The organism is Sphingomonas sp. ACRSK, from assembly GCF_022346685.1.
GTDB classification, from domain to species: Bacteria; Pseudomonadota; Alphaproteobacteria; order Sphingomonadales; family Sphingomonadaceae; genus Sphingomonas; species Sphingomonas molluscorum.
Genome location: NZ_JAKRNR010000014.1, coordinates 1 through 13,332 on the forward strand (window position 1 = coordinate 1; position 13,332 = coordinate 13,332).

Annotated in this window: 12 protein-coding genes and 1 pseudogene; 7 read left to right on the forward strand and 6 right to left on the reverse strand. The window is 70.0% G+C overall.

Annotated elements, in window-relative coordinates:
* From MHZ35_RS09210 to MHZ35_RS09220, 3 genes and pseudogenes are all read left to right on the forward strand, one after another.
* A pseudogene (locus MHZ35_RS09210) lies at positions 1-487 on the forward strand (hypothetical protein); the annotation flags it as partial.
* A gap of 48 nt (positions 488-535) precedes the next feature.
* Complete coding sequence (locus tag MHZ35_RS09215; RefSeq protein WP_239435335.1) at positions 536-1,324, forward strand: TerC family protein; 789 nt, start codon at positions 536-538, stop codon at positions 1,322-1,324.
* A gap of 103 nt (positions 1,325-1,427) precedes the next feature.
* Complete coding sequence (locus MHZ35_RS09220) at positions 1,428-1,820, forward strand: hypothetical protein (protein ID WP_239435336.1); 393 nt, start codon at positions 1,428-1,430, stop codon at positions 1,818-1,820.
* Here MHZ35_RS09220 and MHZ35_RS09225 read toward each other — a convergent pair.
* Positions 1,817-2,785, reverse strand: a complete 969-nt coding sequence (locus MHZ35_RS09225; RefSeq protein WP_239435337.1) for a threonine ammonia-lyase — start codon at positions 2,783-2,785, stop codon at positions 1,817-1,819. The two genes, MHZ35_RS09220 and MHZ35_RS09225, sit on opposite strands and share 4 nt — an antisense overlap.
* 144 nt (positions 2,786-2,929) lie before the next feature.
* Between MHZ35_RS09225 and MHZ35_RS09230 the strand changes: the two genes are divergently transcribed.
* The 4 genes from MHZ35_RS09230 (at position 2,930) to MHZ35_RS09245 (ending at position 6,800) form a co-directional block, all read left to right on the forward strand.
* On the forward strand, positions 2,930-4,159 hold the full coding sequence (locus tag MHZ35_RS09230) for a type III PLP-dependent enzyme (RefSeq protein ID WP_125960379.1): 1,230 nt from the start codon (positions 2,930-2,932) through the stop codon (positions 4,157-4,159).
* 109 nt (positions 4,160-4,268) lie between these two features.
* The gene (locus MHZ35_RS09235) at positions 4,269-5,327 is read left to right on the forward strand and encodes a 1,9-bis(guanidino)-5-aza-nonane synthase (RefSeq protein ID WP_132881861.1); all 1,059 of its coding nucleotides are present in this window, start codon (positions 4,269-4,271) and stop codon (positions 5,325-5,327) included.
* 104 nt (positions 5,328-5,431) lie between these two features.
* A complete protein-coding gene (locus MHZ35_RS09240) occupies positions 5,432-6,415 on the forward strand; it encodes an alpha/beta hydrolase (protein WP_239435338.1) in 984 nt (327 codons plus the stop codon).
* A gap of 115 nt (positions 6,416-6,530) precedes the next feature.
* Positions 6,531-6,800, forward strand: a complete 270-nt coding sequence (locus MHZ35_RS09245; RefSeq protein ID WP_132881859.1) for a PEP-CTERM sorting domain-containing protein — start codon at positions 6,531-6,533, stop codon at positions 6,798-6,800.
* A gap of 30 nt (positions 6,801-6,830) precedes the next feature.
* Here the strand turns inward: MHZ35_RS09245 and MHZ35_RS09250 are convergent, their stop codons facing one another.
* From MHZ35_RS09250 to MHZ35_RS09270, 5 genes are read right to left on the reverse strand one after another with little or no spacing between them, the layout of a single operon-like run.
* Entirely contained in the window at positions 6,831-8,717 is a 1,887-nt protein-coding gene (locus MHZ35_RS09250; protein WP_239435339.1) for an XrtA/PEP-CTERM system amidotransferase, read from the reverse strand.
* A complete protein-coding gene (gene xrtA, locus MHZ35_RS09255; RefSeq protein ID WP_239435340.1) occupies positions 8,717-10,243 on the reverse strand; it encodes an exosortase A in 1,527 nt (508 codons plus the stop codon). The genes MHZ35_RS09250 and xrtA overlap by 1 nt, the downstream gene beginning before the upstream one ends.
* Positions 10,240-11,424, reverse strand: coding sequence for a TIGR03087 family PEP-CTERM/XrtA system glycosyltransferase (locus tag MHZ35_RS09260; RefSeq protein WP_239435341.1), 1,185 nt, complete (start codon positions 11,422-11,424; stop codon positions 10,240-10,242). Before MHZ35_RS09260 ends, xrtA begins: the two co-directional genes overlap by 4 nt.
* On the reverse strand, positions 11,424-12,494 hold the full coding sequence (locus MHZ35_RS09265; protein ID WP_446741040.1) for a FemAB family XrtA/PEP-CTERM system-associated protein: 1,071 nt from the start codon (positions 12,492-12,494) through the stop codon (positions 11,424-11,426). The genes MHZ35_RS09260 and MHZ35_RS09265 overlap by 1 nt, the downstream gene beginning before the upstream one ends.
* The gene (locus MHZ35_RS09270; RefSeq protein ID WP_239435342.1) at positions 12,491-13,330 is read right to left on the reverse strand and encodes an XrtA system polysaccharide deacetylase; all 840 of its coding nucleotides are present in this window, start codon (positions 13,328-13,330) and stop codon (positions 12,491-12,493) included. Before MHZ35_RS09270 ends, MHZ35_RS09265 begins: the two co-directional genes overlap by 4 nt.
* Between the last annotated feature and the right edge of the window lie 2 nt (positions 13,331-13,332).

Sequence of the window (13,332 nt, forward strand, 5' to 3'; positions counted from 1 at the left end):
CGATCGGATCGCGCCGCAGCCCACCCCCAGCATGCTGGTCCTGAGCAGCGAGGATTTCGCCGCCTCCGACATCGGCGCGATCCGATCGAAGCAGGGTGCCGAACTTGCCGACAGCGGTGCGGCGAACGACGGCGGCGACGCTGCGGACAGCGGTGCGGCCTATGGCCCGGGCGAAGGACCCGGCGGCGAGCGGCTGTACCGGGCGGAATGGTATCGCCGGCCGACCGACCGGGAGCTTGGCGCTTATATGCCGCCGCAGGGTGCCCCTGCCGGCGCCTGGGCAGAGATCGCCTGCCGCACCGTCGCCGATTATCGCGTCGAGGACTGCCGCGAGCTGGGCGACTCTCCGCGGGGATCGCGGCTGGCGGGCGCCATCCGCCAGGCCGCATGGCAGTTCCGCGTCCGCCCGCCGCGGGTCGGCGGGAAGCCGATGATCGGCGCCTGGGTCCGCATCCGCATCGACTTCACCCAGCGTCCCCAGCCCTAGCGTCGCTGCGGCGTTGTGCCGGCCGCGGACGCCGCATAGACTGCGGGAATGGAAAGCCTGCTCGCACTCTTCTCCGACCCGACGGCCTGGGCCGCGCTGATCGCGCTCGTGGTGATGGAGGTGGTGCTCGGCATCGACAACCTCGTCTTCATCTCGATCCTCTCGAACAAGCTGCCGGAGGAGCAGCGGGCCCGTGCCCGCAAGGTCGGCATCGGCCTCGCGCTCGGCATGCGGCTGATCCTGCTGTCCATGATCGCCTGGCTCGTCGGGCTGACGGCGGTGGTCTTCGACCTCGGCATCACCGGGCCGCTCAACGACTATGGCCAGCCCGCGTTCGAGACCGCCTTCTCCTGGCGCGACCTGATCCTGGTCGCGGGCGGGCTGTTCCTGATCTGGAAGGCGACCAAGGAGATCCACCACAATGTGGACGCCACCCCCAGCGACGACCTGCTCGACAAGAAGCAGGTGGCGGCGATCACCTTCGGATCGGCGATCGTCCAGATCATCCTGCTCGACATGGTGTTCTCGATCGATTCGATCCTGACCGCGGTCGGCATGACCGACAATCTCGCCGTGATGATCATCGCCGTGCTCGCCGCGGTCGGCGCCATGGTGCTGGCGGCCGATCCGCTGGCGAACTTCATCGCGCGCAACCCCACGGTCGTGATGCTCGCGCTGGGCTTCCTGCTGATGATCGGCGCGGTCCTGATCGCCGATGGCTTCGGCGTCCATGTGCCCAAGGGCTACATCTACGCGGCGATGGGCTTCTCGGTACTGGTCGAACTGCTGAACATGCTCTCCCGGCGGGCGCAGCAGCGGAAGGGCGAGAAGCACTAGGGCCGTCTTCCGCCGCCGCGGGCCGGCCAGGTCGTGGACTCATCAAGCGGACGGTCTGGAAACGCCCAATTGCAGACATCGAGCAATCGGTCCAGGGTGCGGCATGGTTCGTCGGCTTGCCATCATCGGTATGTTCGCGCTGCTCGCTGCCGCGTGGCTGATCTTCGAGCTGCATAACATATGGCCATTTAACGGCGACAGGATTGAAGTCCTGAGGATCATGTTCGCGCTTGGAACCCTCGGGACCATCGCTGCATTCACTTGGGGCTGTTCGCCCCTGTTACCTCCAGCCTCACTCGCAACGGCCTTCGTCAGCACGGCGGCTTATTCGCAGGCAGTCATGACACCGACCTATGTTCTAATGGTAGCAGTCATTGTGGTGCTGGTCGCTGCCCTCGGACTTGCTGCCTGTCGACCGCTGAACGTCCGCTTTCCACCCATAATCGGTCGTTCAATGCTCGCCCTAGAAGCGGTCGTTGATGGGTTCACGCCCTAGTCTTTTCCGTCCAGCACCGCCGCATAGGCGTGCGGGTCGACGTTCCCGCCCGACAGCAGCACCAGCATGCCGTCTGCCGGCGCCAGCTTGCCGGCAAGCAGCGCGGCAAGGGCGACCGCGCCGCCGGGCTCCACCACCAGGCGCAGCTGGCGCGCGGCCCAGCGCTGGGCGTGGCGGATCTCGGCCTCGCTGACGGCGACGCCAGTCGCGCCCCGGCGTGCGATCACCTCGAAGGTGAGCGGCGACACCCGCTGCGTCTGGAGCGCATCGCACGCGGTGTCCGGCGCGTCCGGCGCCACCGGTTCGATCCAGCCCGCCTCCAGTGACGCTCGCATGTCGTCCCAGCCCTCCGGCTCGACCACCGTCAGTTCCGCGTTCGGCAGGGCAAGCGCGAGGCCGGCGGCCAGGCCGCCGCCGCCGCAGGGCGTCACCACGTGGCGCACGGGCGCGAGCCCTTGCGCCTCCATTTGCCGCGCGGCTTCGATGCCGGCGCTCCCCTGCCCCTCGATCACCCAGGGATCGTCGAAGCTCGGCACCAGCGTCGCGCCGCGCGCGGCGGCGAGTTCGCCCGCGATCCGCTCGCGGCTTTCGGTGCGGCGGTCGTAGCGCACCACCTCGGCGCCGAGCGCCAGCGTCGCCTCGCGCTTCACCTCCGGCGCGTCGGCCGGCATGACGATCGTCGCCGGCATCCGCAGCCGCCGCGCCGCCCAGGCGACTCCCTGCGCGTGATTCCCCGACGAGAAGGCGACGACGCCCCGCGCGCGGGCCGCTTCGTCGAGCGCGGTCAGGCGATGCCAAGCGCCACGGACCTTGAACGCACCGATCGGCTGGAGCGATTCGGCCTTGAACGCGACCCGGCGCCCGCGGATTTCGGCCGCGAAAAGCGGTGTCGGGGGAAGGATTTGGGCGATCTTTGCAGCCGCGTCCCGCACTCCGGCGCGTGTGGGCTGTCGCACGATGGTCACATTTCGTCTCCGCAGCGGCCGTGATGCGAGTCAGGCGCTTTACACGCCGGTTCACCGACCCTATGTGCGCCATCCGCTGCCCCATGGGACTTCCAACCGCAAGGCAGCTCTTGTGTCGAACTACCCCGTTGGAGGTCCCTTGAATTGGCCGAACACCATAGCGCGCTGGGGCTAGCAATCGCCCACTCTGACGTCGTCCGCGGCGTCGACATCGCCCAGCGTGCCCCGGTCCAGCCGGTAACGCTCGTCCGTCCGCACGCCGCGCGTCGGGCCGCCCGATTCTTCGTCGAGAAGTTTCCGGGCCGGTCGATGTATGCGGTGAAGGCGAACCCGTCGCCGGATCTGCTGCAGATCCTGTGGGACAGCGGCATCACGCATTTCGACGTCGCCTCGATCGCCGAGGTGCGGCTCGTCTCGCGCACGCTTCCGGACGCGACCCTGTGCTTCATGCACCCGGTCAAGGCCGAGGAAGCGATCGCCGAGGCGTATTTCACCCACGGCGTGCGCGTCTTCTCGCTCGACACGACCGAGGAGCTGGAAAAGATCGTCCGTGCGACCCGCGGCGCCGAGGACCTGACGCTGTGCGTCCGGCTGCGCGTGTCGTCGGATCACTCGAAGCTCAGCCTCGCGTCGAAGTTCGGCGCGGCGCCGCACGAGGCGAAGGAACTGCTGTTCGCGGCGCGCCAGGCGGCCGACGCGCTCGGCATCTGCTTCCATGTCGGCAGCCAGGCGATGAGCCCGGAAGCCTATGCCAATGCGATGGAGCGCGTGCGCGCCGCCATCGTCGAGGCAGCCGTGACGGTGGACGTGATCGACGTGGGCGGCGGGTTCCCGTCGACCTACCCGGGCATGGAGCCGCCGCCGCTGGAGCGCTATTTCGAGACGATCCACCGCGCGTTCGAAAGCCTGCCGGTGTCCTATTCGGCCGAGCTGTGGGCCGAGCCGGGCCGCGCGCTGTGCGCCGAGTACAGCTCGCTGGTGGTGCGCGTGGAGAAGCGTCGCGGGGCCGAGCTCTACATCAACGACGGTGCCTATGGCGCGTTGTTCGATGCGGCGCACATCGGCTGGCGCTTTCCGGTGCAGCTGCTGCGCGAGCCGGAATCGGACGCCAAAGACGTGGGCTTCAGCTTCTACGGGCCGACCTGCGACGACATGGACCACATGGCGGGTCCGTTCGAGCTGCCGGCGGACATCCGGGCTGGTGACTATGTCGAGATCGGCATGCTCGGCGCCTATGGCTGTGCGATGCGGACGGCGTTCAACGGCTTTGGTTCGGAAGAGACGGTGATCGTCACCGACGAGCCGATGGCCTCGCTCTATGTCGCGCTGGAAGCGGCCGAACGCGCGAAGCGCTCGAACGTCATCAAGCTTTAACGGCCGCAAGGCCTACCTATATGGGCGGCGGGCGCTGACGGCCTCCGCCGCCCTTGACGGGTTTCGTGCGTCCCCTTGAACGACGCCGGTCCTGACTATTGGGAACATCATGACCGACACCAAGATCAACGACAAGCGCAAGGCTGAGCTGCTCTCGTCCGTCGTCGAGCACATCGACATCAAGAGCTTCGACGCGCGTCCGATCATCGATTCGATGCAGAAGATGAGCTTCACCAGCCGCGACCTGGCGCGCGCGACCGGCATCTACAACCAGATGCTGGAAGACCCGAACTGCTCGATCTTCCTGGTGATCGCGGGCTCGACCTCGGCCGCCGGCTGCATGGACCTGTACGCCGAGCTGGTGCGCAACAACATGGTGGACGGCATCGTCGCCACCGGTGCGACCATCGTCGACATGGATTTCTTCGAGGGCCTCGGTCACAAGCACTATCAGGCGCTGGAGATCCCCGACGACGACACGCTGCGCTCGCTCTACATCGACCGCATCTACGACACCTACATCGACGAGGAAGACCTCCAGAACGTCGACCACACGATCTTCGAGATCGCCGAGACGCTGGAGCCCCGCGCCTACAGCTCGCGCGCGTTCATCCGCGAAATGGGCAAGTATCTCGTCGAGCACGGCAAGAAGGAGAACAGCCTCGTCAAGCTCGCCTACGAGCATGACGTGCCGATCTTCTGCCCGGCGTTCACCGATAGCTCGGCGGGCTTCGGCCTCGTGAAGCACCAGGTCGACGCGATGAAGGCGGGCAAGCCCTACCTCACCATCGACTCGATCGCGGACTTCCGCGAGCTGACCGACATCAAGATCGCGGCCGGCACCACCGGCCTGCTGATGATCGGCGGCGGCGTGCCGAAGAACTTCATCCAGGACACGGTCGTCTGCGCCGAAATCTTGGGCCATGACGACGTCGAAGTGCACAAGTACGCGGTGCAGATCACCGTCGCCGACGTGCGCGACGGCGCCTGCTCGTCCTCGACCCTCCAGGAGGCGGCGAGCTGGGGCAAGGTCAACACCGGCATCGAGCAGATGGTGTTCGCGGAAGCGGGCTCGGTCATGCCGCTGCTGGCGTCCGACGCCTATCACCGTGGCCACTGGAAGAACCGTGCGAAGCGCGGCTGGGCCAAGCTGTTCGGCGGCAAGTAAGCCTGCCCGACTGGAAGGAACGAACCCGCCCGGGCATGTCTCGGGCGGGTTTTTCTTTGGGCTTCGTCGCGGTACCTGTCGTTCCAAAGACAGGGAGAGGCACCATGACGATCGACCGCCGCACGCTGCTCGGCACCGCACTCGCGCTGCCGGTCGCCGCCGCCGCCAGCCAGGGCGCGCAGGCACAGACCCGCACGGGCATGACGCCGTGGCCGCCGGCGGAGCACTTCCGGCTGTGGCCGGGCAAGGCGCCCGGAGCGCCGGCCAGGCTCCCCACCCCCAGGCCCGAGATGAGCGGCAACCCGGCGCAACCGGAACTGTGGATGCGCGGCACCGCCGATCCGATCGTCGCGGTGTACCGTCCCGAGCGCCCGGACGGTCGCGCGGTGCTGTCGATCCCGGGCGGCGGCTATGGCTTCGTCTCCCTGGAGAACGAAGGGATCGACGTCGCCAGCGTGCTCAACCCGCTGGGCGTCACCGTGTTCGTGCTGAGCTATCGCCTGCCGGGCGATGGCTGGGCGAACCGCGCGGACGTGCCGCTGCAGGATGCGCAGCGCGCAATGCGGCTGATCCGCGCCAATGCCCGGCGCTATGGGATCGATCCCGCCAACCTCGGCGTGCTCGGCTTTTCGGCGGGCGGGCACCTGGCCGCATCGCTGACCGTGGGCCATGACGACCGGATCTACGCGCCGGTGGACGCCGCCGACCGCCAGTCCGCTCGCCCGGCCTACTCCGGCCTCGTCTATCCCGTGACCAGCCTCTCCAGGCCGGGGACCCATAGCGGCTCGGGGAACAACCTGCTCGGGCCGAACCCCGACGAGGCGACCCGCCGCCGCTATGACACGCCGCCGCGCATCACGGGCGCGACCCCGCCCCTGTTCCTGGTCCATGCCATGGACGATCCGCTGGTGCCGTTGGAGCAGAGCCTCGACGTGCTCGCCGCCGCCCGCGCGGCCAAGGTGCCGGTGGAGGTGCATTTCTTTGAAAAGGGCGGGCACGGCTTCGGCGCGAAGCACCTGCCGGAAACAGCGCCCGGGCGCGGCTGGCTCCGATTGTTCGACCTTTGGATGCAGCCACACCTCAGCTGAAGTGCGCGTGGGCTGGGTCCCAAGCTGGCACAGCCGCACCACTGAGGGCGTAAACCCTTCGTTTACTCGATTTCTTCGTCGCTGGTATTCCGCCGGAAACGACAGGGGAATCGAGATGAAGCTTTCGACCATGATCTGCGTGGCGCTGATCGCTACCGCAAGCACCCCGGCATCGGCCACCGGTTGGTGGTGGTGGGGTGGTTCCAGCGGCGGCCACACGGGTTCCAGCGGCGGCAACACCGGCTCGACCGGTGGCCACAGCTCCACCGGCGGCACTGGTTCGTCGGGCGGCACGCCGGCACCGGTGCCGGAGCCGGCCACCATGCTGCTGCTGGGCGGCGGCGCGGCAGCACTCGCCTTCGCCCGCAAGCGTCGCGCGAAGTAAGCGGTGGGGCGGCTGCAGCCGCCCTGCCCCTCAGCCGAACAGGCGCCGCATCGATCGGTCGAGCATGACCAGCTGCCACAGGGTACGGCCATGCTCCGCCCGGCCGGTGCGATGATCGGCGGCGAGCCGCTCGACCGCGGCCGGATCGAACCAGTTCGCCAGCACCGGTGAGCGCGCAAGCGTCGCCGCCTCGGCCGCGAGCGCATCGCGGAACCAGGCGCTGACCGGCGTCACGAACCCCATCTTGGGCCGATAGAGGATCTCCTTCGGCAGCCAGGGTTCGAGCGCCTTCTTCATCAGCCACTTGCCCTGCCCGCCGCGCAGCCGAAGGGCTGGCGGCAGCGTGGCGGCGAACGCCACCAGGCGATGATCGAGCAGCGGCTCGCGCGCCTCCAGGCTCACCGCCATGCTGGTGCGATCGACCTTGGTGAGGATGTCGCCGGGCAGCCAGTGCTGGATGTCGGCATATTGGGCGGTGTCCAGCGCGTCGCGCGCCGGCGCATTGCGCATCGTCGCCACATAGCGCTGCTCACCGCGATAGCCGCCGAGCGCCGTGCGTGTCGCGGCGGTGTAGAGCCGGTCCCGCGTCGCCGGCGTGGTGACCCCGACCGCCCGCGCGTAGGCGGCCGCACCATCGTCCGCGAGCGCGAGCAGCGTCGTCTTGGCGCGCAGCGGCCGCGGCGCCCAGTCGGCCTTTGGATAGGCCGCGCCGAGCGCACCGAAGAGGCGCGAACGCCACTGCGCCGGGAGCATCCCGCGCACCCGCTCCTCGGCGGCGTGGAACCGATAGCGGCGGTATCCGGCGAACGCTTCGTCGGCGCCGTCGCCGGACAGCGCCACCGTGACCGTCTCCCGCGCCAGCGCGCAGACCTGATAGGTGGCGAGCGCCGAGGCGTCGGCGAAGGGCTCGTCGAACGCATCGACCAGCCTGTCGATCAGGCCGAAGTCGTCCGAGGCGACGGCGCGGGTGCGGTGCTCGGTGGCGAAGCGGCGGGCGACCAGATCGGCGTGGGCCCGCTCGTCATGATCGGCCTCCTCGAAGCCGATGGTGCAGGTCTTGACCGGCTGGCGGCTGGCCTCCGCCATCAGCGCCACCACTGCCGAGCTGTCGACGCCGCCGGAGAGGAAGGCGCCGAGCGGCACGTCGGCGACCATGCGGGAGCGCACGGCCTCCCGCAGGTGGTGCACCAGCTCCGCGGTCAGGTCGCGGGTCGAACCCTTGGCGCGCTGGGAGAAATCCACGTCCCACCAGCGCACCGGCTCCGGCATCGGCCGGCCGCGCTCCAGCAGCAGGAAGTGGCCGGCAGGCAGCTTGCGCACGCCCGCGACGATGCTCGCGTCGTCGGGGACGTAGCCGAGCGCCATGTAATCCTCGATCGCGCCCAGATCGGGCGCGCGACGGACCAGCGGATGGGCGAGCAGCCCCTTCAATTCCGACGCGAAGGCGACCGCGCCGTCCGACAGCTCGACATAGTGGAGCGGCTTCACGCCCAGCCGGTCGCGGGCGAGGAACAGGCTGCGTGCCTCCGCATCGTAGAGCGCGAAGGCAAACATGCCGTTCAGCCGTGACAGCAGCCCCGGTCCCCAGGCGCGCCAGCCGTGGAGCAGCACCTCGGTATCGCCGTCGGTGGTGAAGCGGGCGCCGAGGTCCATGAGTTCGGCGCGCACCTCGCGGTAGTTGTAGATCTCGCCGTTGAAGACGACGACGTGGCTTTCGCCGGGCGTCGCCATCGGCTGCGGGCTGCCCGCCACGTCGATGATGGAAAGGCGCCGGTGGCCGAGCCCCACGCCCGGTGCCGTCCAGATGCCCGATCCGTCTGGCCCGCGATGCGCGAGCGCGTTGGTCATGGCCGCGATCCGCGCCGGCTCGATCGGCTTGGGTAGCGCGGGATAATAGAGGGCGGCGATGCCGCACATCAGCGCGCACTCCCCGCGACGGAGGCGGCCAGCCGGTCGATCGGCGCGGCTGCGGCGACGAAATCCTCCGCCGCCGCGCGCGCCGCCTGGCCGCCGCCATGCGCCGATACCAGGACGGCGACGGCGAGCGGCGAGCCGCCGAGCAGCTTGCCCTTGAGCGTCTCCAGCTTGACGCGGCGGGGGCTGCCGGTCGTGACGTCGCCCAGCCGGTACCAGGTGAAGGTCTGGCGCTCGACCGGGCCGGGCGCGGTCATGCGCACGCCACTGCTGCCAGCGAGCGGCGGCAGGTCCTCGATGCGGACCCAGCGATCGTTCTCGCGGATCGCGCCCTGGCCGAAGCCGACCAGTTCCTTGCCCTCGCGCTGGCCCGCATAGACCGCCACCGCCAGGTCGACCCGGCGGCCTTGCGCGTCGGCATAATGGCCCAGCATCAGGCGATCGGCTCCCGGATAGTTGGGCGCCCAAGCCGGCCCCTCCCCGGCCACCTGGCGCCAGCCGGGCACCGCCGGCAAGACCGAGCGTGCGGGCAGCGGCGCCGTCCGGCCCTCCCCAGCCCAGCCCCAGCCGGCGAACAGCAGCGCGATGGCCAGTACCAGCGCGGTTGCGAGCGGCAGCCGTAGCGTCCAGGTGACCGGCGCCTGCAGCGCGGCGGGATCGAACCAGGGTGCGTCGGGATCGCGATCGAACCAGCGCCACCCGATCGCCATCACCGCCGCCATCACCAGGGCGAAGAAGACCCAGCCATAGACGATGTGGTCGAAGCCGGTGGCTGCCTCCACCGAGGTCAGATGCGCGGCATAGATGGTGCCGGCCGCACGCACGCCGTTCGCGAGCACCGGCACGACCAGCGCCATCGCCAGGAACGCCGCGCGCCGCTGCCAGCGGACATAGCAGACGTTGGCGACCAGCACGCCATAGGCGGCCATCGCGATCACGAACTTGGTGCCCGAACAGGCCTCCGCCACCTCGAAATAGCCGTTCGGGATCGTGATCAGCACGCCATCGACCACGGCCGGCACGTTGAGCAGGTGGAGCAGCCCCATGGTCTGGCGGACGGTCAGCGCCTGAAGCGGCATCTCCAGGAAATCGCCGAACGGGACCAGGAACGCCATGTAGCCGAGCGGAAAGGCGAGCCCGCGCGCGACATTGGGGCCGAGCAGCGCCACCACCGCGCCGGCAAGCATCGTCACCAGCCCGGCGTGGCGGAACAGCGCGACGGCCGCCGCATCGCCGACGAGCCAGACGAAGGCGCCGACCGCCACCGCCAGCAACCCGGGTCCCCACGCCTGGGGATGCAGCTGCGCCAGTTCCCGCCGCCGCTGCCACACGAGCCATGCGAGAATCGGCGGCACGAACAGGCAATGGCCGTAGGTGGTGGAGTTCCACCAGATGCCCAGCATGTGCGCGACGTCGCGGCGGAAGATCAGCAGCAACGCGGCCCAGGTGCCGGCGAGACAGGCCAGCGAGGTGAGCCAGCGCGAGCCCAGGCCGGCGGCGAGCGGCGGCGAGGCGATCGTCCCGCTCATGCCGCCTGCCGCTCCAGCAGCGCATCGAGCGGTGCCAGCTGCGCGTCCCAACCATAGCGGCGCTGCACCTGCGTGCGTGCCCGAGCACCGATCTTGGACGCCTGGGCGGGGTCGGCGAGCAATGCCGAGACGGCGTTCGCGAAGTCTGCCGGCGCACGCGCCACGGAAAGGCAGCCGTCGTGGTCGATCCCCTCCGCAGCTTCCGGTGAGGCGACCACCGGACGCGCCATCGCCATTGCTTCGAGCACCTTGTTCTGGACACCGCGGGCGATGCGGAGCGGCGCGACCACGACATTCGCCGCAGCCAGCCAGCCGCGAACGTCGGGCACTTCGCCGGTCACCAGCACGTCGGGCTGCTCGGCCAGGGCGCGGACCGCCGGCGTCGGCGCGCGCCCGACGATCGCGAAGCGTGCGCTTGGATGGCGTTCCCGGACTTTGGGCAGCACGGCTTCTGCGAACCAGGTGACTGCATCGACGTTGGGGCGATAGTCCATCTGGCCGGTGAAGACGATCAGGGGCGCGGCTTCGGAAACGGGCTGAACCACAGCCGGATGGTAGAAGCCGGTGTCGATGCCGTTGCCGATCGCCCGGACGCGCGGCGCACCCGTTGCTTTCCGGAACAGCGCGGCCTCCGCCTCGCTGACGAACAGGCTGGCGTCGGCGCGTGCGGCGACGTCAGCCTCGAACGCCTGGAGCAGCCGCGCCTCGCGTGCGAGCAGCCAGCGCATCGGCCCCGTCGCTTCGCCGGCATATTGGGCGAACTTGGCGGAATCCATGTCGACGAAATCCATCACCACCCGCGCGTTCGTATCGGCAGGCAGATATTGCGCCATCTGGCCGGAGAAGACGTAGATCGCCTCGATCGGCTCGCATGCCAGTACCTCTTCTACCGCCGCGCGCATTGCGGAAGCGTCGAAGGCGGTGAGGGAAAACGGGCGGCGGGTCGCCAGCGCCTCAGCGACAGCGCGCACCCGCCCTTTGCCGCGCCACAGGATCGCGCGGCTGGCGGTCGCCTCCACAAGCTTGGGACGCGGCTGCAAATCGCGGCGATCGTCGGCAAAGGCGCAGAGATGGAGCCGGTGGCTGCGCGCGAGATGCCGCAGCAGGTGCCAGCCGCGGATCTTGTCGCCGCGATCGGGCGGAAACGGCACCCGGTGCGCCAGGAACAGGATCGATGCCATCAGCCGAGCCCGCGCGCGATCCAGGGGCCGACGCGGTTGGCGATGGCGAGCGGCAGCCGCTGCCAGGCGGCGATCTTCAGCCGATATTTCGGGTTGAGCGGGCTGGCGTCCCGGGGCGCGGCGCCGTCACGGGTCCAGGTCGCATAGGCGAGCGGTTGGGGCGTGAAGCCCCAGTTCTTCTTGAACGCGGCCGGCCCGGTGCCGGCCTTGGACCGGCCGAAGTCGAAGGCGGTGCAGCCGCGATCGCGGGCATGCCGCATCAGCGCGAAGTACATCGCGTCGTTCGCCCGCAGCGCGCGGGCGGCGCGCGTCCCGCCGCCCCAATAGGGATAGACGGTGCCGCGCCAATAGAGGCTGAGCACGCTCGCCACCGGCCTGCCGCCATGGCGCACGGTCAGGATATCCGCACCCTCCGGCCCGAAGGCGTCGAGGACTTCGCGGAACAGCGCCGGCGGGAACACCGGCGTGCCCAGGTTGCGGACGGACTCGCCATAGACAGCGAAATGCTCGGCCACGTCCCGGCGGCTTCGGCCGGTTGCGACCTCGAAGCCGGCGGCGAGCGCCTTGCGGACCTCCGCGCGCTGCTTGCGCGGGATGGCGGCGAGTTCGGCGGCATCGTCCCCGGCGATCGGGCGAACGAAGCCGAGATAGCGGCCCTCGTCCACCGTCCAGCCGGCTCCGCGGGGCGCCGGGCCGCCGCGCAGCTCGATCGTCGGTGCGCCTTCTTCGTCCGCGATCGCGAGCGCCTGCTCGATCAGCGCTGCCTGCGCCGCTGCATCGTCGCCGAGCGGGCCGCCCGCGACGCCGAAGCCGGTCGAGACCAGCGCGGTGCCGAACAGACGCGATCGCACGGTGGTGAGCGGCAGGATCGCCGCCAGCGTGTCGCCGCGCTCCGCCACCAGCATCGCGAAGCGCTGGCCGGTCGCCCGCGCCGTCGCCATGCCCCAGGCCGGCAGGTGAAAGGGCGTGCCCCCCGGCTGCCCCGCCACGAAGCCGGCGATGCGCGCGCGCTCGGCCGCATCGTCCGGCCGGGCGGTGCGGACGGTCACTCCCGCGACGAGTTGCGTCACGCGCGCTGCGCCTCCGCGGCCACGATCGCGTCGGCACGCCCCCAGCGGTGCCGGCGCAGCAGCCGGCGCAGCTTGCCCTCCATCGCGCCCAGGCGCGCGTAATGGCGCACGCGCGAGCGCATCGGCGCACCGGCCACGCGCGGCTGGCCGGCGTCGATCTCCCACGGGTGGAAGTAGAACATGGCGGGGCGCCCCTCCCCGGCATTTGCCTGCGCCACCGCGCGTTCGGTGACGGCGCCCGGCAACAGCCGGAAGAAGCCACCGCCGGCCGGCACCTGCCGCCCGAGCACGCGCGCGGTGGTGATCGGCCATTCGATCAGGTCGCTGCCGGCAAGCGGGCGAAAGGGATGCGGCGGCGCGTCCGGCCAGCCATAATGGTCGTGGCGGACCGGGGCGACGCTCGACGAATAAAAATGCCCCGTCTCGGCCAGCACCGCGTGCGCCCAGGGGGTGCGCGCGTCGATCGAGAAGCTGGGCGCGCGATAGCCGGTGACGGCGACGCCGCCCGCATCCTCCAGCGCCGACCGCGCCCGCGCCACATCGGCGCGGAACTGATCGGGGGTGAAGGTGAAGACGCGTTGGTGATCCCAGCCGTGGCTGGCGACCTCGTGCCCCGCCTCGGCGATGCGGCGGATCAGGCCGGGCGCCCGCTCCGCCACCCAGCCGAGCGTGAAGAAGGTCGCGGTCGTGCCCGTCTCGGCAAACACCGCCAGCACGCGATCGGTATTCGCCTCGACCCGGCTTTCCAGGCGCGGCCAGTCTTCGCGGGCGATCACCGTTTCGAAGGCACCGACCTGGAACCAGTCCTCGACATCGACCGACATGGCGTTGCGCATGG

Bases quoted from the DNA above. Each gene is read 5' to 3' on its own strand.
- MHZ35_RS09235 (WP_132881861.1), top strand. From the start codon at position 4,269: ATGACCGACACCAAGATCAACGACAAGCGCAAGGCTGAGCTGCTCTCG.
- MHZ35_RS09215 (WP_239435335.1), top strand. From the start codon at position 536: ATGGAAAGCCTGCTCGCACTCTTCTCCGACCCGACGGCCTGGGCCGCG.
- MHZ35_RS09220 (WP_239435336.1), top strand. From the start codon at position 1,428: ATGGTTCGTCGGCTTGCCATCATCGGTATGTTCGCGCTGCTCGCTGCC.
- xrtA (WP_239435340.1), bottom strand. From the start codon at position 10,243: ATGAGCGGGACGATCGCCTCGCCGCCGCTCGCCGCCGGCCTGGGCTCG.
- MHZ35_RS09240 (WP_239435338.1), top strand. From the start codon at position 5,432: ATGACGATCGACCGCCGCACGCTGCTCGGCACCGCACTCGCGCTGCCG.
- MHZ35_RS09245 (WP_132881859.1), top strand. From the start codon at position 6,531: ATGAAGCTTTCGACCATGATCTGCGTGGCGCTGATCGCTACCGCAAGC.
- MHZ35_RS09270 (WP_239435342.1), bottom strand. From the start codon at position 13,330: ATGCGCAACGCCATGTCGGTCGATGTCGAGGACTGGTTCCAGGTCGGT.
- MHZ35_RS09260 (WP_239435341.1), bottom strand. From the start codon at position 11,424: ATGGCATCGATCCTGTTCCTGGCGCACCGGGTGCCGTTTCCGCCCGAT.
- MHZ35_RS09250 (WP_239435339.1), bottom strand. From the start codon at position 8,717: ATGTGCGGCATCGCCGCCCTCTATTATCCCGCGCTACCCAAGCCGATC.